Annotated in this window: 21 protein-coding genes; 3 read left to right on the forward strand and 18 right to left on the reverse strand. The window is 45.2% G+C overall.

Features of this window, described 5'->3' with window-relative positions:
• Nucleotides 1-50: 50 nt before the first annotated feature.
• The 10 genes from P364_RS0132010 to P364_RS0132060 all read right to left on the reverse strand — a co-directional run bounded on the left by P364_RS0132010 (nucleotide 51) and on the right by P364_RS0132060 (nucleotide 9,553).
• Nucleotides 51-1,067 carry a cytochrome d ubiquinol oxidase subunit II gene (locus P364_RS0132010; RefSeq protein ID WP_036665694.1) on the reverse strand — a complete coding sequence of 339 codons (1,017 nt, stop codon included), beginning with the start codon at nucleotides 1,065-1,067 and terminating at the stop codon, nucleotides 51-53.
• The gene (locus tag P364_RS0132015) at nucleotides 1,064-2,440 is read right to left on the reverse strand and encodes a cytochrome ubiquinol oxidase subunit I (RefSeq protein WP_024634082.1); all 1,377 of its coding nucleotides are present in this window, start codon (nucleotides 2,438-2,440) and stop codon (nucleotides 1,064-1,066) included. The genes P364_RS0132010 and P364_RS0132015 overlap by 4 nt, the downstream gene beginning before the upstream one ends.
• Nucleotides 2,441-3,045: 605 nt before the next feature.
• A complete protein-coding gene (locus P364_RS0132025; RefSeq protein ID WP_236642268.1) occupies nucleotides 3,046-3,597 on the reverse strand; it encodes a TlpA family protein disulfide reductase in 552 nt (183 codons plus the stop codon).
• Between the two features lie 26 nt (nucleotides 3,598-3,623).
• Entirely contained in the window at nucleotides 3,624-4,337 is a 714-nt protein-coding gene (gene ccmA, locus P364_RS0132030) for a heme ABC exporter ATP-binding protein CcmA (RefSeq protein WP_024634085.1), read from the reverse strand.
• Nucleotides 4,330-5,151, reverse strand: a complete 822-nt coding sequence (locus P364_RS0132035; protein ID WP_024634086.1) for an ABC transporter permease — start codon at nucleotides 5,149-5,151, stop codon at nucleotides 4,330-4,332. Before P364_RS0132035 ends, ccmA begins: the two co-directional genes overlap by 8 nt.
• Before the next feature lie 25 nt (nucleotides 5,152-5,176).
• A complete protein-coding gene (locus P364_RS0132040) occupies nucleotides 5,177-5,764 on the reverse strand; it encodes a nitrous oxide reductase accessory protein NosL (protein WP_052016853.1) in 588 nt (195 codons plus the stop codon).
• Nucleotides 5,761-7,116 (reverse strand): right-handed parallel beta-helix repeat-containing protein, encoded by a 1,356-nt coding sequence (locus tag P364_RS0132045; RefSeq protein ID WP_236642269.1) that lies wholly within the window; start codon nucleotides 7,114-7,116, stop codon nucleotides 5,761-5,763. The genes P364_RS0132040 and P364_RS0132045 overlap by 4 nt, the downstream gene beginning before the upstream one ends.
• Before the next feature lie 184 nt (nucleotides 7,117-7,300).
• Entirely contained in the window at nucleotides 7,301-7,954 is a 654-nt protein-coding gene (locus P364_RS0132050; protein WP_024634089.1) for a response regulator, read from the reverse strand.
• The gene (locus P364_RS0132055) at nucleotides 7,951-8,796 is read right to left on the reverse strand and encodes a sensor histidine kinase (RefSeq protein ID WP_024634090.1); all 846 of its coding nucleotides are present in this window, start codon (nucleotides 8,794-8,796) and stop codon (nucleotides 7,951-7,953) included. The genes P364_RS0132050 and P364_RS0132055 overlap by 4 nt, the downstream gene beginning before the upstream one ends.
• Before the next feature lie 28 nt (nucleotides 8,797-8,824).
• On the reverse strand, nucleotides 8,825-9,553 hold the full coding sequence (locus P364_RS0132060; RefSeq protein WP_052016855.1) for a response regulator transcription factor: 729 nt from the start codon (nucleotides 9,551-9,553) through the stop codon (nucleotides 8,825-8,827).
• A gap of 416 nt (nucleotides 9,554-9,969) precedes the next feature.
• On the opposite strand from P364_RS0132060, the gene nrdI reads away from it, so the two are divergent.
• Genes nrdI through nrdF form a run of 3 tightly spaced genes read left to right on the forward strand, consistent with a single transcriptional unit; the run spans nucleotide 9,970 to nucleotide 13,406 of the window.
• A complete protein-coding gene (gene nrdI, locus P364_RS0132065) occupies nucleotides 9,970-10,329 on the forward strand; it encodes a class Ib ribonucleoside-diphosphate reductase assembly flavoprotein NrdI (protein ID WP_024634092.1) in 360 nt (119 codons plus the stop codon).
• Nucleotides 10,316-12,400, forward strand: a complete 2,085-nt coding sequence (gene nrdE / locus P364_RS0132070) for a class 1b ribonucleoside-diphosphate reductase subunit alpha (protein ID WP_024634093.1) — start codon at nucleotides 10,316-10,318, stop codon at nucleotides 12,398-12,400. Before nrdI ends, nrdE begins: the two co-directional genes overlap by 14 nt.
• A 43-nt stretch (nucleotides 12,401-12,443) precedes the next feature.
• Entirely contained in the window at nucleotides 12,444-13,406 is a 963-nt protein-coding gene (nrdF, locus tag P364_RS0132075; protein ID WP_024634094.1) for a class 1b ribonucleoside-diphosphate reductase subunit beta, read from the forward strand.
• Nucleotides 13,407-13,490: 84 nt separating this feature from the next.
• On the opposite strand, the gene P364_RS0132080 is transcribed toward nrdF, so the two are convergent.
• The 8 genes from P364_RS0132080 to P364_RS0132115 all read right to left on the reverse strand — a co-directional run bounded on the left by P364_RS0132080 (nucleotide 13,491) and on the right by P364_RS0132115 (nucleotide 21,194).
• A complete protein-coding gene (locus tag P364_RS0132080; RefSeq protein WP_024634095.1) occupies nucleotides 13,491-14,534 on the reverse strand; it encodes a hypothetical protein in 1,044 nt (347 codons plus the stop codon).
• 64 nt (nucleotides 14,535-14,598) lie between these two features.
• A complete protein-coding gene (locus P364_RS0132085) occupies nucleotides 14,599-15,402 on the reverse strand; it encodes an ABC transporter permease (RefSeq protein ID WP_024634096.1) in 804 nt (267 codons plus the stop codon).
• A 12-nt stretch (nucleotides 15,403-15,414) separates the two neighbouring features.
• The gene (locus P364_RS0132090) at nucleotides 15,415-16,224 is read right to left on the reverse strand and encodes an ABC transporter permease (RefSeq protein WP_024634097.1); all 810 of its coding nucleotides are present in this window, start codon (nucleotides 16,222-16,224) and stop codon (nucleotides 15,415-15,417) included.
• Nucleotides 16,221-17,204, reverse strand: a complete 984-nt coding sequence (locus P364_RS0132095; RefSeq protein WP_024634098.1) for an ABC transporter ATP-binding protein — start codon at nucleotides 17,202-17,204, stop codon at nucleotides 16,221-16,223. The genes P364_RS0132090 and P364_RS0132095 overlap by 4 nt, the downstream gene beginning before the upstream one ends.
• A gap of 60 nt (nucleotides 17,205-17,264) precedes the next feature.
• Nucleotides 17,265-18,440 carry a radical SAM protein gene (locus P364_RS0132100; protein WP_024634099.1) on the reverse strand — a complete coding sequence of 392 codons (1,176 nt, stop codon included), beginning with the start codon at nucleotides 18,438-18,440 and terminating at the stop codon, nucleotides 17,265-17,267.
• A complete protein-coding gene (locus P364_RS0132105) occupies nucleotides 18,412-19,518 on the reverse strand; it encodes a hypothetical protein (RefSeq protein ID WP_024634100.1) in 1,107 nt (368 codons plus the stop codon). Before P364_RS0132105 ends, P364_RS0132100 begins: the two co-directional genes overlap by 29 nt.
• A gap of 22 nt (nucleotides 19,519-19,540) precedes the next feature.
• Entirely contained in the window at nucleotides 19,541-20,932 is a 1,392-nt protein-coding gene (locus tag P364_RS0132110) for a hypothetical protein (RefSeq protein ID WP_024634101.1), read from the reverse strand.
• Nucleotides 20,919-21,194, reverse strand: coding sequence for a phosphopantetheine-binding protein (locus P364_RS0132115; protein ID WP_024634102.1), 276 nt, complete (start codon nucleotides 21,192-21,194; stop codon nucleotides 20,919-20,921). Before P364_RS0132115 ends, P364_RS0132110 begins: the two co-directional genes overlap by 14 nt.
• Nucleotides 21,195-21,413: the final 219 nt, after the last annotated feature.

Consider the following 21,413-nt stretch of genomic DNA (forward strand, 5'->3'; position numbering starts at 1 on the left):
ATGAACCTATGAGGCAGGCTACTCCCTCACTTTGCATAAATAAATTCACTCTATTTTTTTCCCTTTACATAGTCCGCATCAAACAGAAACAGTCTGAAGACCAGGATCAGGGAAGGAATTAACATACACATGCCACCGATAAACACAACAACCAGTGCAAAGCCCATCGCTGGTGAGGTGACGCTGTTTTGAATCGTAATGTACGGATCGAGGATATAAGGATATTGACCAATTCCGTAAGCGAAAAAGGCACAGAAAAATTGCAGCATGATACATATAAACGCTAATCCGTAACGGCGTCCGTTGTATAACAGCCACATCGCAATCATGAAAAATGCAACGGAAAGCGCAAGCAGCCACCATAAATCCATCATATTTTGAAAATGTCGCTCATTGTGCTGTCCCAAATATATAAATGCAGTCAGTGCGATAATAATCGTCGGTGTACTCCAAAACAGGGCATAGTTCCGCACCAGCTTCAACGCAGAGTGATCCTCTGCCCGAGATGCATAAAAGGCCAAAAATGAGCTGCTTATGAACAAAACGGACACTATCGCCAGTCCAACGATGCTCCATGATAACGGATTGGTAAACAGCGTCCAGTAATCCAGAGAAACTGTCGAACCCTCCTTCACGATAAAGCCGCCTTCAGACAGTGTTAGCGCCACTGACAACGAAGCAGGAATAAGCAGACCTGACGCCCCGTATAGAAACAGATACACGATATTAGTTTTGGAGCCATAGTTCTCAAAGGCATAAAACGAACCACGAATGGCGAGCAAAATGACCGCAATGCTTCCCGGTACGAGCAGTGCTGACCCGTAATAATAAGCCGTGTCCGGAAAGAATCCAACGATTCCAATATAGAAAAAAACAAAAAATACATTCGTAATCTCCCATACCGGGGATAAATAACGGGAGATCAGACGATTAATCAGATGATCCTGTTTCGTCAAGCGTGCATAAAAGGCAAAGAAGCCCGCCCCGAAATCAATGGAGGCTACAATTAAATAGCCATACAAGAACAGCCAGAGCACCGAGATGCCAATCAACTCGTAACTCATCATGCATCTTCACCCTTTTCTGTAGTCGGATTGCTCTTCTCCTTCTCCTTTTCCCTCATCCATTTCTCCATCTCGACTTCTGCCGGATTATTGTTGAACAAACGTCTTAGCACAAGAACACACATGACTCCCAGAACGATGTAGAGAAGCAGGAAGAAGAAAAAGATCATTCTTATGTTGGGTGATGAAGTGGCGGCTTCCTCTACACGCATATATCCCCGGATAATCCACGGCTGTCGTCCAAGTTCAGCATAGAACCAGCCCAGCTCAACCCCGAGAAAAGCCATTGGTGCGCCCAGGGCAATGATTCCAAGTAGCCACTTGTTCAGTTCATTGCGCTTTTTCCAGAACACAAACAGGAAATACAGAACCGAGATCGCCAGCAGAGTAAATCCGATTCCAGCCATCAAATCAAATAAGTAGTGAACGAGCAGCGGCGGCCATTCGTCCTTCGGAAACTCCTCCAGTCCAGTTACCTCGGCATTAAAGTCACTAAAGGCCAGGAAGCTGAGCAGTTTTGGCAGGTGAAGAGCTCCTATAATTTCATGCTCTGCATTCAGCCAGCCTAATAAAATCAAATCCGCGCCACTTTCCGTCTCAAAATGCCATTCTGCCGCAGCAAGCTTCTCCGGCTGATGCTCTGCCAAGAACTTGGCGGACACATCTCCGGCTAACGTGTTCAGCACGCCAAACAGCAGCACCACCGCCATCATGAGGTTCAAGGCTTTTTTGTGGTATGCGGATACCCCTTTTCTCAGCATTGCAAAGGCTGCAATTCCGGCTAACAGGGCAGCTCCTGTCAAATAGGCCGAGCTTAATACATGGAACACCTTGGAGAACGTCGCCGTATTCAGCATCGCCTGTATCGGGTCAACCGCTGTGAACTGGCCTGCCTCCATGACAAAGCCCCCAGGCTGGTTCATGAAGCCGTTCACCGTCGTAATAAAGACGGCAGACATACCTGCCCCGGCAACAATCGGAATCGTCAGCAGCCAGTGAATGTACGGATTTTTGAATCGATCCCACGTATACAAATAAATGCCCAAGAAGATCGCTTCAAAAAAGAACGCGAACACTTCCATAAATAGCGGAAGTGCAATGACGTTCCCTGCCAATTTCATAAAATTCGGCCATACCAGGGCCAGTTGCAGTGATATCGCTGTACCGGTCACAACACCTACCGCCACAGAAATGACAAACCCTCGTGACCACCTCTTCGCCATTAGTGTGTAGTGAGGATCTTTTTTACGGATCCCCATGAACTCTGCAATAGCGATCATTAGGGGCACACCGACTCCAAGTGTCGCAAAAATAACGTGGAACCCTAGCGTCATGCCTGTCACCAGCTTGCTCCACATCACCGTATCAATTCCCATTCTTTACTGCCTCCTTTCAAACTCTGTTCGATTTTTGCAATGATTTGATGCTTTGAATCATTAGGTCAGTCAGCCCTTGAACTACTTTCAATATCAGGATTGGGCGGCTACGCCATTGGTTCAGAGTTAGTTATAAAGCGCTCCTTCAATGTTGTATGTAGAAAGAGAATTTTTTCACAAAGTCAGAGACGAGGGAGTCTTTGCCCAACCATCATTACATGCTGCCAAGCTTTATTACTGGATAAGCATCCGTTAGCGAGCCTGTTTTTCCTGAGAATACAAGGCCAAAGTTCTGAACGAGACCTAATAGTTAAAATTATTATATCTTTGTGAATGAGCAATTCAATCACTGACACGTCTTCGTCCCTAAATGTTCAAGAAAGGATCAACTCTTTCCGACAACTCGGTGAAAAGAGTAAAAAGTACCCAAAGGGGCTATTGATTCATTGGGCAGAACCGTGGTATTACATTTCATTTCCACTATGGGTGAAAGGTGTTTTCGAAACCCAACCGTTTGCAGTTGTTCTGGCTCTTGTAGCTTACAAAAAAAAACAAAAGAAGCCGCTCATATAGCGGCTTCTTTTGTTCTTAAATCTTGCAAGGCTTCAATTCTTTTGTTGGACGGTGTTCTCCAGCCATTGCTGCAAGGGAATATCCTTGGTCAACTCACCGAGCAGAATGTGACGGAATATGCCTTCCTGATCTATGATCATCGTCGCTGGCAGCCCGGTGATGCGATACAGACCGGAGACTTTTCCGGTCACATCAATGATTACAGGGAAATCGAATTGCTGTTTATTCATAAATTCACGAATGGTCCCCTTCGCTTCCCCTACGTTGACAAACAGGGTCTGCACGTCTTCTTGATATGTCTGAGCGATCTGATTAATCATCGGCATCTCCCTCACACAGGGGGTACACCAGGAAGCCCAAAAGTTAATCATGACAACTTTGCCCCGATAATCGGAGAGCTTCACCTGTTCTCCGGCTGAATTAACGGCAGTGAATTCAGGAGCAATTGCACCGGTTTCAATAACACCGATTCTCTGGGACTCTGATGATAAATTCCCTTGGTAAATTGCCCACGCGGCTGTCAGCAAAGCAGCGATTCCAATCAGGATTGTGATGAAACGTCTTATTTTCGCACTGATTCTCACACTCTTTTTTCCCAATTGATTCACCTTCATTTCAAGCCGAGACTATGATGAAAAGCAGCATGAAGTGACCCAAACTGTTGACGAAAGTCCTCCGTTGGGCCATCTCCCACATTACGTCCATGGTTCATAAAAACAATATGATCTGCAACATCATCTGCAATCTCAAGCTGATGGGTGGAGAACACAACCATATGTCCCTCCTCCTTGATTTGTTTAATGAGATTTGCAAATTCCTGCATCCAGAAGGGGTCCAGTCCATTCGTCGGCTCATCCATGATTAGCAGCGGGGGCTTGGCCAACAGAGCCTGGGCAAATAACACACGCTGCCGCATGCCTTTGGAAAAGGTCGTGACCCGCTTGTTTTTTTGCTCGGCCAAGCCTACCAGGGTTAGCACTTCCGATACTCGCTCTTTGGGGACCTTTCTTAGCGCCGCCCAGAACCGGAGCACTTCCTCTGCGGTCAGACCCTGATTGAAATGATAATCATCCGGCATATATCCGATCTGTTCCGAATACCGCTTTCGTTCTTTGGACCAGCGCATTTTGTTTACAATGATTTCACCCGAGGTAGGTTGAAGAATACCTGCCATCATACGCAGCACAGTACTCTTTCCGGCCCCATTTCCTCCACATAAGGCAAGCACATGACCAGAAGAAACGCGAAAGGATATATCTTCAACAATCTGTTGTTTTTTGATGGATTTGCACAGTCCAACAATCTCTGCTTCCACGTTATCCATGAGAACGCCCCCTCTCCCAGATCCCGTAGACTGCTACGATAGAACATGCAATCCACAGCAGGCACATCCCCGTAAAAATCCAGCTTCCGCTGGATGGTTGTACCCAATCAACCCACTGATAATATTCAGGACCCAGTATGGAGCCGCCGCCAAGTTTGATCACAACAAACAAACGTACCAGCTCAGCCGGATTGATAACGGTTAGAACGGTGAGTAAGGGTTTTACCCACTGATAAGGCATGAGTCCCAGTACGGAGATTAGAAACGTCGGCCATCCGATCACAGCGAAAAACCAAACGGATACGGATATCGTTAACGCTTGCCACCGATTTTTGGATAACGAACCGATGAACAATGCAATCGTCAGAAATAGCAGCACCAGTCCGCAGGAGAATACCAGAAACAAAAGGTACGTCATCACATCTAAAGGGCTGCCCACCCATCCACTAAGAAGTCCCATCAATCCATATCCGAATGTAACTATAGTCATTAATACAACCGAGAGACCCAGATATTTTCCAACGATAAAAGACATCGTGCCGATGGGGTATGTGGACAACAGCTGCCAGCTGCCCTCTTCCTTTTCAGAAGTCAACGAGAACGAACCCAGAAAGAGAGTCATCAGCGGCAAAAGATAAAGAATAAGATTTAACATGGAACCTGTCGTGCCAGAGTATCCTTCTATAAAATTCTGAGAGTTAATGATCAGCAAACTCAGGCTAAATACGCAGAAAAGAATCAAAAATGAATAGGCCCAAGGATTGCGAAACCCCATTTTCATTTCTCGTCGAACGACTTGCAACATATCTCCCATCATGGATCACCATCTTTATTAGCCATTACTTGTGGCCTGAATCTTCCGTGGATTCGCTCTCTTCATGTGTACCTTCATGCATGCCTTCACCCATTCCCTCTACGGAATGGCCATGCTCACCCATCATATCCATCATCTCTGTGTTTTGTTTCCAGTCGTGGGAGGCGAGGTCTTCAGCGGTCATGATCGTTCCCACACCCTGCTCAGTAACAAAAGCTTCGGCAGATTGTTTATCCTTAAAATTCAGGATGCCATAGGCCATGGGTGTACGCAGTGAAGCATCGTATACATAAGTAGCTTTGCTGTATTCAATCCATTCCTTGTCATTATAGTCACGAACAAAATCCATCCCAATGTTCTCTGTTCCGTTCTCTTCTTTCCACTGCTGCATGCAACCGATGTCATCAAATTTATAATTTTTACCGTCTTTCGTGGTAAGCTGCGTGGCATAGGCATCATCCTTCACCTGCATTTTGCAAATGGCACAGATATCCACGTCTTCATTAATGGGCATCGCCTCGTATTTTTTTCCGCAAGCTGTTAATAACAGCACCCCAAAGAGAAGCACCATGACTGCTTTCAAACTTGTTTTTGTTTTCGCTCTCATTTTCATTTTCGTAATCCCCCCATATAGATCATAATAAAAGTTGCCATGCCCAGCAGGATACATCCGATGATCCAAACCTCAGTCGTCTCTTTCACCGCTTGTGCACCTGTTTCCGTTGTCAGTGATTCCGCTTTCATGCTCATTAACGGTGATCTGTCGGTTGTCCACTCTTCCTTGCCTTCCGTAAACAAGCTGCTCATAAAGAGCATGCCTGGAGATTGAAAGAAAAGCTGATAAGCCGAATTCCGGTTGACCACTTGCTCATAGAAAGGATTAATCTCATAGGAAAGTTCACTGATCCCATCATCGTTCAGGTCAAGACCCTGAAAGGAATCCCAGTAATTCTCCTTCATCTCATTGTTCCGGCTGTCCATCGCTGAAGCTTCAATCACATTCGAAACAAATTGGTTTCTGGTAAACTGGTTGTCCTCTGCCAGAACGAGCTGGATACCAATGAAATTGCGAAGCACTGCATTGCTACGAATTTCATTTCCTGAGGATTCGGCAATGTTCATGCCCACACGATTACCTTCCACAACATTGTTATGAATTGAGGATCGCTGTACGTCATACAATAAAATCCCTTGTGAATGCACATTTTCGCTCTGTTTACGAAAGGAATTTCCGGATACAACTGTATTCTTGACACCCATCACCATGGCCCCTGTACTGTTGTTCTCTCCCACATTGTCCACAACAGAAGAACCATCGATATACATACAATGAATACCGTACCTGGTATGCAGCAGCGTGTTACCCTTAACCGTAAGATTGCGACTGTTCTCCAAATAGATTCCATCCCGCATGCCCGTAATTTGGTTCTCTTCGATGGTGTTACGATGGGAATTGTACAAGTCAATGCCATTCCCTTTTTGACCACTGGAAGCCGATTCTGATCCAGCCCATGAAATATTATTGCTATGTACGAGCCCATCGCGGGAACCCCGCAGCACTATTCCGAAACTTTGACTCTGAATATCAAGGTCCCTGATCTCTGCACGATCTCCTTCAACCTGAATCGCCGCAGTGGGTTCATTCGTTAAGTGCTGAATCGTGAACCCCTGTAATGTCACTCCATCTGAACGAATGGTGATCGTGGACTCAGCTTCTGTATTCAATACTGTTACGGATGAGTCTCCTCGAATGAATATACTCTTGTTTATACTTACGGGACCAGCATAAGTACCAGGCTCAAGTACAAGCACTTCACCAGGTTTAGAACCATCAATGAGTGGCTGGAGTGGAATAGCGTCTTTTGTTCCAGAAGCAGCGTTTGCAGCATCAAGCGGATAAGGTAATAGGATCGCCAGTATACCCATAATGAGTAATATTCCTAGGACAATCCGTTTGTTCAACATCGTAACCTCCTTCATGAAACACACTGCCCATAGTGTACATAAAAACAAATTTTTACCATATAGCTCAATCTGGCTATAGAACTGGAATTTTTGTGTCCAATTTGTGAGGTCATTGGAGTTAAAAGCAAAAAGAATGACATCCTACTACACAGAAAGAACGCCTAGATATAGTAAAAAAAGCTTATTACAGACGATTATGGTCTGTAATAAGCCCTTGTTCCAGTGCATAACGTGTCAACTGAACACGATTTTGAACCTGCAGTTTTTGCAAAATGTTTTTCAAGTGATTCTTGACGGTATACTCTGAAATTGTATAATTCGCAGCGATTTCTTTATTGGTCCATCCTGCAGCCACACCATAGAGAATATCCTTTTCTCTTGTGGTTAATGGAACATCAGGCTCCTTTTTCTCCGTTAGTGAGACGTCCTTCAGGATTTGATAAGCCACCTCACGGCTCAAAGGAGCTTCTTCTGTAACGATGGAATGAAGATATTCCAGCCACATGGACGGTTCAAGGTTTTTGAGAAGATAGCCCTGAGCTCCCCGCTTCAACGCCTCCAAAAGGTGGAGTACATCATCCGAGACGGTAATCATGACAATCTTCACATAAGGAAAGGCTAATTTGATCCGTTGTGTTGCTTCAAGACCGTTCAGGATCGGCATCTGAATGTCCATAAGGATCAGATCGGGAAGCCACTGTTCTGTATAATCAATCGCCTGCTGACCGTCCGATACGACGCCAATCACTTCGAAGCTGGGATCCATGGATAAAATTTCACATATGGCTTCTCTCGCATGAGCGTGATCGTCCACAACAAGTACGCGAGTATGGCTCATTGCATCTCACCATCCTTTGAAAATTCGACAACGGTATGCTCCTCTTCCCTTCGGAATTGCATATTAAAGTTCAGTTCATTCATCCGCTCTCGCATGATTTTTAATCCATATCGATCCTTTCGTTCAAAAGGATTCATCTCAAACCCTTTTCCATTATCTCGAATCGTGATATTCCAGCACTGCTTATGTCCCTTTCCCTGAATCCATGCTTGGGATGCTGATGCATGCTTTTGAATATTAAAAAGAGCCTCCCGAATACAAGCGAGCAGTTCTACTCTCTCTTTGTCAGTAAATGCATCCTCCGGGATGCTCCAGTCCAGTTCAATTCGGACAGGGATATCTTTGGAAACCCTTCGAATTTGACCAATCCATGTGACCGATTCGTTCATAGTCAAGGCTTGATCAGCGTTAAGATCATAACGCAAATCTGCAATGGCCTGACGCACATAACGATTGACTTCATGAACCGTTTTTTTGATCGAATACAAATCGTCCAGCTGTTGATCCTGCTTGGCTTGCTCCTCCAGACGTCCGACTTTCACCGATAATAAAAAAAGGGATTGCGCAATTCCATCATGAAGTTCTTTGGCCATCTTTTCCCGAGATTCAAATGCGGCTTTGACTTCACGCTCATGCTCCAGCTCTTTTTGGATACGTTCCAACATGAGAAACAACCGAGTTAACAACGTTATGCTCACAACATATACAATGACAGGCGTCAGCCAGTTGCCCAGATCCATTGATATATAGGGGAGCAAAAACTGATGTCGTACATATTCCCAGAGTCCAACGGTCAAGGTAGGAATGAGCAGAATCATCCACTTGATTTGTTTGTAAGACATATTCTCCTCCTACATATCAAGATAAGAATCAGTGAGGCAAACGAAGAATATAACCAAATCCCCACAGGGTTTGAATCAACTCTTCCCGATTCGGCACATGCTCGGATAGTTTGTCACGCAGCCGTTTCACATGAGTATCTACAGTTCGATAATCCAAATCTTCCTCATGCTCCACTTTCCAAACAATCCTCAGCAGGTCCTGCCTGGAGAAAGCTATTTCCGAGTGTGTCGCCAGATGATAAAGCAAATCAAATTCTTTGGGCGTCATATGAATTTCCTCATCTTCTATTGTGACCCTTCGGGACGCTGGATTGATTAAAATGGAGGAAATCAGCACCTCGCTCGCTGAATGATCTTTTGGCGCAGGCTCAACCACACCGGTATAACGAGCCATTATGGTTTTGATACGGAGCACCACTTCCCTCGGACTGAATGGTTTCATCACAAAGTCATCCGCCCCTGCTTTGAAAGCTTCAAGCCGATTCCCTTCTTCTGACTTGGCTGTCAGAAACATGACGGGTATGCTGAAGTTTGTCCTCAGGTAATGGCATATTTCAATTCCCTTAACATCGGGAAGAATCCAATCCAGAATGATCATGGCATACGACTCCTGATGAAGCTTACTTAAGGCTTGCCAGCCCAACGAAGCCTCTTCGATGATAAATTGTTCTTTCTCCAAATACATTCGAAGAAGTCTTCGGACCCGTTCATCATCATCTACAATTAATATTCTATGTTGCGGCAGGGTCCCGTTCATGGTTTACCTCCACTTCTTTGTGATATGTAATCAGCATACCTTCATCATACTTAAAAGGCATGACTCCATAGAGCCATGCCTTTTGATAATCTACTTTCGAATTGTAGACAATGTATGAACGATTATGTTTAGGCTATTTCTTGCCGGTGACGGCTGTTACGACATCGTCAGCAACCTTAACCATTCTCAATGTCAATCCCAATTCTCACATGCACCAATTATCATGGCTTCGAATATGGATATCTACTAAGCCCCAAATTTTTTAAACCTAGTAATAGAGCCCATTCATCAGGTTTTTCACAAAATCGATACCGAAATGCATTTGACAAAGCTATATATTGATATAAAATTAAGAATATAATCTATATATAGTGTTTGTTTTTGATCACCTTTCATTTGTCAAGGAGGATATGATAGTGCTAATTGTGTATGATTCGATAACCGGGAATGTTAAGAGGTTTATTTCCAAGCTTCAACTGCCGGCTGTTCAGATTCAGAATCAAATGACGATTGATGAACCGTACGTACTTGTGACATATACAACAGGTTTTGGACAGATACCTGATAAGGTGTCTTCTTTTTTGCAAAAAAACTCTGAATACCTGATTGGCGTGGCCGCCAGTGGTAACCGTAACTGGGGTGAGCGTTTTGCCAAAAGTGCAGATCTGATATCTGCTTCTTACAACGTCCCGGTTATCAGTAAATTTGAATTATCTGGTTCCAAAAGAGATGTGGAGTATTTTGAACAGGAGGTGAGCCGCATTGCGTCATATTGAATTGAATAACATGCTATTAAAGCGCGACTCTGATGGCTTCTTCCAGTTACATAAGGATCAAGAGGCTGTAGAGGAGTTTATGAAAGAAATCAAAGATAAAAGTATGGCGTTCGCCAACATTGATGAACAAGTCCAATTCATGATTGATCATGATTATTACGAGGATTTCTATGCTTCCTATACAACCGACGAAGTTAGAACCGTATTCGAAATTACACGCAGCTATCAGTATAAGTTTCCTTCCTATATGGCAGCGTCCAAGTTCTACACCGATTATGCGTTGAGAACATATGACCGAAAAACATACCTTGAGCAATATGCGGATCGAGTCGCAGCCGTAGCACTTCATCTGGGTCAAGGACATTTTGATACGGCTTGTTTGCTGTCTCGTTCTATGATGGAGCAGCGTCTTCAACCCGCGACCCCCACTTTTCTGAATGCGGGAAAAAGTCGGCGCGGTGAACTGGTTTCTTGCTTCCTGCTTGAAATGGATGATTCACTGAACTCCATAAACTATGTACTGAACACTTGTATGCAGTTATCCAAAATCGGTGGTGGAGTGGCTGTCAACCTGTCGAAGTTGCGTGCTCGCGGAGAAGTCATTAAAGGTGTCGAAGGTGCTGCTAAAGGCATTACGCCTGTTCTCAAGCTGATGGAGGATGGTTTCTCCTACGCCGATCAGATGGGTCAACGGAAGGGTTCTGGCGCAGCATATTATAATATTTTCGGTTGGGACGTTATGGAACTGCTGGACAGTAAAAAGATCAATGCGGACGAGAAAATCCGTCTGAAAACTCTCTCTATCGGACTTATTGTCCCTAATCGTTTTTATAAGCTGGCTCAAGATAATGAGCCCCTGTATCTCTTCGCACCTTATAGTGTCTATAAGGCGTATGGAACACATTTGGATGATATGGATCTGGATGTGATGTATGATACCTTGCTGGCTGACGACCGTGTGAAGAAGAAAAAATCGTTGAGTGCACGGGATATGCTGACCAAAATAGCGATGATTCAACTTGAATCCGGCTATCCCTATATCATTAATAAAACCAATGCCAATCAAGCACATGCCTTAAAAAACGTAGGACAAGTCAAAATGTCCAATCTCTGCACAGAGATCTTCCAACTTCAGGAGACTTCTGAAATTACAGACTATGGTCAACCGGATATTATCCGCAAAGATATTAGCTGCAACCTGGCCTCCCTCAATATTGTTAATGTTATGGAGAGCGGCAAGATCAAGGAATCCGTTCATGAAGGAATGATCGCACTGACCTCCGTTAGCGATATGACGCATGTTGCCAATGCTCCAGGTGTAGCCAAAGCCAATTCCGAAATGCATTCCGTTGGTTTGGGTGCGATGAATCTGCACGGTTATTTAGCCAAAAACAGAATTGCTTATGAGAGCTCGGAAGCCAAGGATTTTGTACGTACCTTCTTTATGACCATGAATTATCATTCTCTGGAGAAAAGTATGGAGTTTGCAATGCAAACCGGCCAACGGTTCCATGGATTTGATGAGTCCGACTATGCGACTGGTGTATATTTTGATCGTTATCTGACCACGGATTACCGTCCCAACACATCGAAAGTACAACAATTGTTTAACGGAATTGATGTTCCTTCGCCCGATGATTGGAAACAACTTAAATCTAAAGTGATGGAAAATGGCCTCTATCATGCTTATCGCATGGCTATTGCTCCAACAGCAAGCATCTCTTATATCCAAAATGCAACATCCAGTGTAATGCCCATCGTAGAACAAATTGAGACACGAACCTATGCCAATTCTACCACGTATTATCCGATGCCCTATTTGCAAAAGGATAACGTCTTCTATTACAAATCAGCGTATCAGATGGATCAATTCAAAGTGATCGATTTGATTGCGGAAATTCAGCCGCATGTGGACCAAGGAATCTCCACAATTCTTCATGTAAACAGCGATGTATCCACTCGAGAATTAGCTCGCTGCTACCTGTATGCTGCTCATAAAGGGTTGAAATCTCTGTATTATACAAGAACCAACAAGCTTACGATGGAAGAATGCATTGCTTGCTCAATATAAACAAATTTCCCTTTTGGGTATTACGATTGGAGTTTGATATAACATGCCGGCAATTCAAGCTGTGAACTGGAATCGGGCAGATGATGATTTCACTCTCATGTTCTGGAATCAGAATATTATGCAATTTTGGACCGATGACGAGATTCCTTTATCCGATGATAAAAAGACCTGGGGCATGCTCAGTGATACAGAAAAAGACGCTTATATGAAAGTTTTGGGAGGCCTAACCCTTCTGGATACCATTCAGGGCGGTGTAGGTATGCCGCAGATTATGGAGCATGTGGATGGACTGCAACGCAAGGCTGTACTGAGCTTTATGGCGATGATGGAACAGATTCATGCGAAATCCTACAGCAGTATTTTTACCACATTGGCATCAACCGAAGAAATTGACAGTGTATTTAAATGGGTGGAAGAAAATCCATATCTGCAAACCAAAGCGACGGTTATACGTCAGTATTATATGAACATTGAAACTTCAAAAGATTTGTATATGGCGATGGCCGCCTCCGTACTTTTGGAAAGTTATTTGTTTTACAGCGGATTCTTCTATCCACTCTATTTAGCTGGACAAGGTAAACTCACCTGCAGTGGTGAGATCATTGATCTGATTCTGCGGGATGAAAGTATTCATGGTGTATATGTGGGTGTGTTGGCCCAGGAAATATACGCGAGCTTTGATGAAACGCAGCGGAATGATGTGTACCAAAGTTTGGTTGATTTAATACAGCGTCTTCATCAAAATGAGTTGCAATATACGCAGGAATTATATACACCTATTCATTTGACTGAAGAAGTGGAAACCTTCCTTCGTTATAACGCTAACAAAGCGATGATGAACCTCGGTTTTGAGCCATTATTTGAAGACGAGGAAGTTAACCCGATTGTGTTAAATGGAATCAGTACACATACGAAGCAGCATGACTTTTTCTCTAAAAAAGGCAACGGCTATATTCGCACACTGAATGTGGAACCCCTGACGGATGATGATTTCAAGTTTGAATAAGCCATTACATGATTACAATGACTACGTGTAGCCAATGAATATAAATAAAGAAGGCTGTTCCCACAGAGGAACAGCCTTCTTTATTTAATCTTCGAGAAATGAAATCAGTCTTTGCAGGAGAACAGGCTCTTCCTTTCGAAATTGCTCCAATCGGAGCCTTACCTTTGCAAATATTTCATTGTCTTTACGTATTTCATGTCGGATGTATTGATCCCTTAACTTCATTGCCCTTGTAGCTATATCCTGATAACCATTCACAAGTTGTTCGTCGTAAGGGATGATCCCCTCATCGACCAAGTAGCCAATCCGCTCGCTCATCATTTTTTTGTGCTCCCAGAGTACATGAAGATGTCTCACATCGTTACGTTCACCAAGCCGGGGATCATTGCTCTCTACGGCATCATAATACATCTGCAAATAGTCATAGACATCAAGGCCAAAAGCCTGTTCTTCGTCAGGATTGTAATTAATGCGGTTTAGATGGGTCTCTCCGTTCAGATAATCATGCAGCTGGTCGAGCGCTACGATTCGATCAAAAGGATAGGGGGAATGCGGCTCGTATTTGTAAAAATACGTGTGGTGATCTGCGGTGAGCCCCTCTCTCAACAGATGTCTCATCGAATGGATAGCATCCTGGAAGTCTGTGAACGAAATCTGCAAATTGCGGTAAACTCCTGTATGATCGAACATGGAAGCATCAAAAACACGTTTGTCCCAATCAAAACCGTATAAAAAAAGATGATGAGGAAACGGTTCTTTCTGATAGGCCGCCGCTGGCGGTAGCTGAGCTTCATCCAAAAACACGACGCAATAATAACCGCTGCGAATCTGATCCGCGAAAAATTGAGGCCAAGCGTCCCGCGCCAAATGCTCCAGAATCGTATAATTCACAGAGCATGTCAGTAGAAATGGATTGTTGAAATTCAATTCGTTGGGCTTGCCCCGGAAGAAATCAATATAAAACTGTCTGCCATCCTCCAGAAAGGTTTTCTTGCAGGATAACTGAATGAAATTGCTGTAATACCAAGGAATCGTTTCCTCATGTGCACTGGTAATTGAAAGTGTGTAAGCCCACCGCAGAAATCCTTTAAGCGGCGGGTTTAACACGGGTAGCTGAACAGCATCCATTCTTCCTCCCCCTTCCGAGTTCTGAGACGTTACCCGGCTACTCTACCTCATGTTGAGAATCCGCTTAACTGCTTGCACTACTATATCCCTTCACGGCCTGTTTCCAGAGCAATCGTACAGCTGTGAAAAGTATAAGTGAACCGACCAGCGCCAGTACTGTATAGAGCCAGCTCAGCTGTCCCAGCAGGAACATCGGTCCGAAATTGGTAATCAGGAACAGCGGTATGACAAAGGTACCGATTCGACGGACCCAAGTCGGGTATATCGCCATCGGAAAGTTGTTGGCATCCCACGCGGAATGGGCGATCTCCGATGCAGAACCCGTCTGAACGAACCGAAATGACAGCAACGCAGGGATAATCATTAGACAGTATGTGATGATAACGGAGACGAATAACAGCAGCATAAACCCGGCAAGCTGGAGAAATGTCAGGGGTATGTCCATGGCATGCCAGCCAATACCTATCATGACGAAACCAACCAAAATATCAGGGATTGGCAGCGCCAGATCGACATAACGCAAGGAAGCCATAAATTGAAGAGAAACCGGCTTCGTTAGCATTAGATCAAGCGAGCCGTCCTTAATATATTCCGGGATTTTCGTGAAATTTGTGAAAAACAGCCCCACGTAAATTCCTGTCACCACGGTGTGCATGCCTATAAATAAAAGCAGCCCTTCAGGCGGTATGCCGTCTACGTGAAGATCGGTGCGGAACACGACGAGCACATATAACAGTTTGGCGAGCAGGTAGACGGATTCCACCAGCAGGCTCATCATGAAATTGCCCCGAAACTCCATCTGGGCAATGAGACAATTTTTGATGAACATGCCGTACAAATGTGCGTATTTTCTCATCGTTCTAAACATATGGAATGCCCGCTACCCCCCAACCGCCGAATATTTCTTCATGGATATCCGCCACGTAAGACGGGATAGCCATAAGAACAGGAGTATCCACCCGCACTGGATGAGCAATCCCTGATACATGGCCGCCATTTCCGTTTTGCCGCTGAGGACATTAACTGGAAAATAAATAGTATATGGAAATGGCGTGTACTGAAGTGCCTCCACAATTGAATCCCCGAAAATCTCCAACGGGAACATGCCTCCACTCAAAATATTGATGAGCAGACTCGTAATGACGAAAAAGTAAGAGATTTCATTCAGATAAAAAGCGCTTGCGCAGATGCAGTAGGAGATTAAGAAATTGAGCAAAAGTGCCCCAGACAGTGTGACGACGAAGAGGATCAGCCGTATGACCTGGAACTCAAGCACGCCCCCGGCAGATGCGAGCCAGATAATTCCAACGAGCAGCACAGCTGTAACTCCGTAATAAATCGCCTTCTGTCCGAAAAAGGATACTAGCCGATACCCGAAGTAGCTGACTGGTTTGATCAAATACTTGTTGAGACCGCCGTTTTTGATATCATCGACAATCTGGTGCTCGAACTGGGTAGCGATCAGCTTGGATACCAAGCCCGCCAAGATGGTATACAATATAATTTGATTGTATGAATACGAGAACAGCGCTGCTTCGCCAGAATGTTGGTACACCGCTGTCCATATAAAATACTGAACAAGAATCGGAAACGCGGCTCCGAGAAGACCGAGAAAGAAGTGAAATCGGTATTCCATCGATTGCTGCACACCCATCGAAAAAACAGCCGTATACAATTTGCGTCCATTCATCCGACGGATTCCTTTTGATAGAGCATGGAGATACTCTCCTCGATCGGCACGTCCTCAATCGTCCAGTCAACAATCGGGAACGAATCGAGCACAGCCCGCGACACTTCTTTTAAGCGATGTTTGGGCAGCTCCAGAACAACGCTATATTCGTCTGCGCTGATTACTTTTCCGAATTTGACCAACCGCTGCTCGGCAACTGGCTCCGAGAATCGCAATTTCACAATTTTGTGCTCACCAAACAGATCATTAATCTTGTGAAGATCTCCGTCATACAGAAGACTTCCTTCGTTAATGATAATCGTCCGCTTGCATAGGTCCTCCACATCCTTCATGTAGTGGCTCGTCAACAGGATTGTCGCGCCAAACTGCTCATTATAGTATTTCAGAAACTCCCGCACCCTCTTCTGCGAGGGGAAATCCAGACCAATCGTCGGCTCGTCGAGATACAGCAGCTTCGGTCGGTGGATCAGAGCAGCGATCAGCTCCATTTTCATACGTTCACCCAAGGACAGCCTGCGTACCTGCACATCCAGGAGATCTTGCACATCAAGCATTTCCGACAGTTCGGCAAGACTTCGACGGTAGAGTTCATCCTCCACGTCATATATACATTTGTTCAAATAAATCGAGTCACTGGCGGGAAGATCCCACCAAAGCTGATTTTTCTGGCCCATTACAATGGAGAAAAGACGTTTGAACTCGTTCTTTCGCTCCCAAGGTACAAAGCCAAGTACGTCGGCTTTTCCGCTTGTAGGATATAGAATGCCTGACAACATTTTGAGCGTTGTGGTTTTCCCTGCTCCGTTTGGCCCCAGAAATCCAACACACTCTCCGGGGCCGATATCAAAGGAAACGGATTTAACCGCTTCCTTCACAAGTGATTTGCGAGCAAACAAGTTTTTCAGTGAATGTTTGAGTCCAGCTTCTTTCCGGTAATATACGAACGATTTGTGCAGTTCCCGCACACGGATAAAGTCCATCCCCGCTCCTCCTGAATGATTGCATGTTTTCCCTTATTGGGCGGCTGAAAGTTAAAGCGATTAAACTCCGTTGTTATACAGAAGCACGCATTTCGAACAAATCGGTGTCAGACCACAGGCCAGAATCTCCCGCTGTTTTCGCAAATCCTCACCGTGGAAAATATCTGCCACACTTTCTTCGTACAAATTACCGACACTGAATTCCGGAAAAAATTTGCATGGATTGACTTTACCGTCTGGCATTACATCCATCCGGTTCGAAATCGAGAAACACTTGGTCCGATTCATCGCCGGCTTTTCACTACCGCGAATAAATCCTTCTACCTCTTCGGGCTCCAGCGCAGGCTGATAGCGGATACGTACATTCCACACACGTGAATTGACTCGTTTAAATTCCTCGATTAACGTGTCGAAACGGTCAGGCGAGATGTGAAACGTGAAAGAGTGCCAGCTGTTCTTATGGTCGCTTGCAAAGCGGGAGGCAAGGTGCGGGAAGTGGGCATCAAAGTAGGTGTCCATTTTTTCAGCCGTATCCGAAGGGATATACCATGGGAAGCAGAAGTAAACGGAATCCACGCCCATCTCTTCAAAGAATTCCATCAAGTTATAAAGCTGGTCGACCATCTGGTCATTTACAGTCAGAGCTACGGACACTTTACCTTTGTACAAGCCCTGCTTTTGCAGATCCAACAGCAGCTGTATGGCGTGAATCACTTTCTTGAACGTGCCTTTGCCCCGGATCGCGTCATTCTCCTTCTCGAAACCTTCCAGGCTGACGAGCATGACCAAATTCTTTGACATTTTCAAAATGGAATCCAGCTTTTGTTCAATGAGAATTGCGTTCGTACAAATGGTCGTGTGCCGATCTTCTTTAGCCAGCAGTTCTGCCAGTTCATCGAACTTGGAGTAGAATAGCGGTTCTCCGCCCCACAGGAATACACGTGATTTGCGTTCTCTCGTTTCGGCCAATAGTTTCTCCACGACGGGAATTTCAATCTCGTCTCTCTTCACTTCACTGGCAAAGCCGTGATGGAAACCATCCGGGTTCCATTCAAAACAATGCTTGCAGCGCAGGTTACAACCGTTATTAAGCTTGATTCCGATCTCATAGGGCACGGGTGCGGCATATGTCGGGTCTTCCCGGCGCTTCCTTCCCGTTTCTGCTAAGGGAACGAGGGTCCTTTTCATATTTTGGAATGTCTGCTGGTCAAACGTAACTGCTGTTTTCGGCTGCATGCGTTTTCCTCCCCAAATGGATAATTTTTGATCGCTGTTCCAACAAACGTCTGTACATTTCCTCCAGATGTTGTCCCGAGTAATCTAGGGATTTCCATTCCGCAAATCGGATACCAAAACCGCAGGACTCCCAATAGTTTGAATTCTGAAGCTCATGCTCGCCAAACGGCTCTAACATGACAAAAGGGATCCCGTAAGACAGCGAGTCGTTCAGTGACGCTCCTCCCGGCTTGCTGATTATTGCAGCGCAATTACGCATCAGGTCCGTGTAAACAGAGTAATCTCGGAGCGGAATGGCCCGGAGAATGCCATCTTCACGCACATATCGGTTCATTGGCGGAAACGAATGCTTTCCCTGAGCATCTCTGCTCCACGGGTTCCATGAAGCATCTGTTCCGAAGTAGAGTGTGCTCCCATCGTCCTCTTCCACCTCGGAAGGATCATACACGATTACATCCAACGGGTAACCGCGTTGACGAAGCTCTGAGATCGTTGCTGTGTACGTCCCGATCCCCCAGCCGCCGCCATGGATCAGAATGCGTCCCGAACGCTGTGCGTAAGGCAGGAGTTCCATATCATCTGAAGCAATATAGCCGTCTGGAGATAGCCTCGAAGCGTCGTAAAGCCAGACGTTATTGTAGTCGGGATACAAGGACTTGTGTACCTTAAACGATGGTGTATCGCATGCATCCAACCGGATCAGTTGAATATCCAGAGGTGTCTGCGCCATCGTTTTGTAACGCTCCAGGATCGGGAGCCAAAAACCGGTAAACACAGCAAAGCGGCATACACCGTCGCGTATCCAGGTGTCCAACAATAGCTGGACTTCCGCCTCATTCAATGAGGCGTCAACAGGCTTGGCCAGTTTATGACCCATAAGGGCAACAGAAAAATCGGCATGAAATGCTTTTTTGGTGGCATGAATCTTGCGCCTGATTTCTTCATGGTACAGGTTCTCCAGAACGTGAACGTCTGTCCTGACACCTCTACCTTGCAGGTACGTGTGCAGATGCATAGCCGGAATGTATGCGCCAAGGGAATTGCCCGACGCAAGCAGGGTAACCGAAGATGAATTCATGCGCAGCCTCCGCATTCCAGATTTAGTTGTACACTTTAATAGACAAGTCGGCGAGTACCTGCCTCAGGCTCACAATCAGCTCACTGCGATGTTCGTCATTACGGCCCACCACCGAGAAATAAAGACGTCCCTTTGGCATGCCCCGCTTACTCAGAACTCCCTCAGTTATACGTCTAGAGGTCAGGATATCATTCACCATTACGGTGTTAGATGAAAGAGGAACAATTCCGTACGCACCTTGACCTGTGAATAGAAGACCGGATATATGCAGAGCGTCCAGCAGCCTTCCGAACGCAAAGCCTTCAGGTAGACCAAGAGACAAGAAGGTAAGCAGACCGGTATGGCCGTATGTTTCCCAGCCTTTATCGAGATAAGCATTAATGAGACCCATCGACATGCGGGCGTTAATCTCCACAATGGGTACGACATCCCCGCTCTCCAGAATCATGGAGTCGAAGCAAACGAAACCGTGATATCCGTCCTCGGCCAATATCCGAAGTGCCTTTTCCATCGTGTCAAAATAACCCTCGTTCCTCAGTAAAAGGATCATAGCCTCATCCGCTCTGATGGACCCGCCGTAATTCTGCTGTTGGTTCAGCATGCGCTGAACGGATATGAAATCGGTCTCACCACTCTCTCGAATGAACCAGTGTGAGCTGAAATCAGTCTCTTTCCTCAGAAGAGGTTCCAGCAGGAATTGCGAGCGCAATCCCCTTCTCTCCTGCTTTTCCAGGTGCTCTGCTATCCTTCGTTGCATGGCTTCATTTTCAATGAGCATGTTGCCCTTGCCGGAAACCCCGAATGGATCTTTAAGTAAATATGCCCCTCGCTTCAGCAGCGTATTTCCGACAGCCTGCACTTCTAGTGCGCTGTTCACTTCCGTGCCATAGCACTTCTCTCCGATCCTGGAGAGGAGTCGGTTGGAATAGAATTTGGAGTTTACACGTTTAACCGTCTCATGATCCGGCAAAGAACCCAACATTCCGGCCGCATGTAGGTACTCCTCCGTATCAGCCGTAATCGCATAAGGAGAGAGATGTTTTACGTTGTGAATTAATATCTCTTCACGCTGTTGACCGTCTAATGCAAGACTGAACATACACTGCTTGAAAAGGTTCGGTTCGGGTAGGGACCTCTCCGCATCGCTCAAATCAAAGTGATGACGGCTACGAAAATAAAAACCTAACCCGTTCAGATATTCATACAGTCCTGGATCGATTTTGCAGCGGCTGTAGAGAATAGCGTCTGGTCCGCAAAATGGAAATAACAGCTCGTCCATACATAAAACAATGGATACCCGATCCTTATCAGGCATAGCGGGTAATTTCGCTAAATTCAGATCCCTCCATCGCGTTTCCGGATCAAACGTCCCCATAACAATCGTTGGAGTCACCCCGGCTTCACTTCTGGACATCTACGTACAATGATTGCTCTTGAGGCTGGCAGCTTTTCAGAAATGTCATAAACGTGTCGATCGACTGGAGGTGTTCATAATCAAATTCGTCATAGTCAATAATTACGTTTAATTGATCCTCGACTTTGAGCATAAACTGGATCATTTGCAGAGAATCGAGACCAATATCGTTATTCAGTTCCGTTGCTGGGGACAGGGATTGGCGTAGTTCCGGTTGGTCTTCTTTAATAGCGCACAAAATATCTACAATTTGATCGTACATAACTACACTCCTTTAAAGTGATAATTGTGTGAGGGTACAACCGAAATTATTACGCTTACAGATGCCATTCAAATCAAACCTGATTTCGGCTTTTTTTCTCCTCCCTCTTCCAAAGTTACAATTATTATCTTTATAATGACATTTTATGTCAAGGGATAAAAACCTGTGATATTACACTCACAACAATGCTTTTAGCAACTAAAAACCCCGCCATTTTGG

It is taken from the genome of Paenibacillus sp. MAEPY2 (assembly GCF_000499205.1).
In the GTDB taxonomy this organism is placed as follows: Bacteria; Bacillota; Bacilli; order Paenibacillales; family Paenibacillaceae; genus Paenibacillus; species Paenibacillus vandeheii.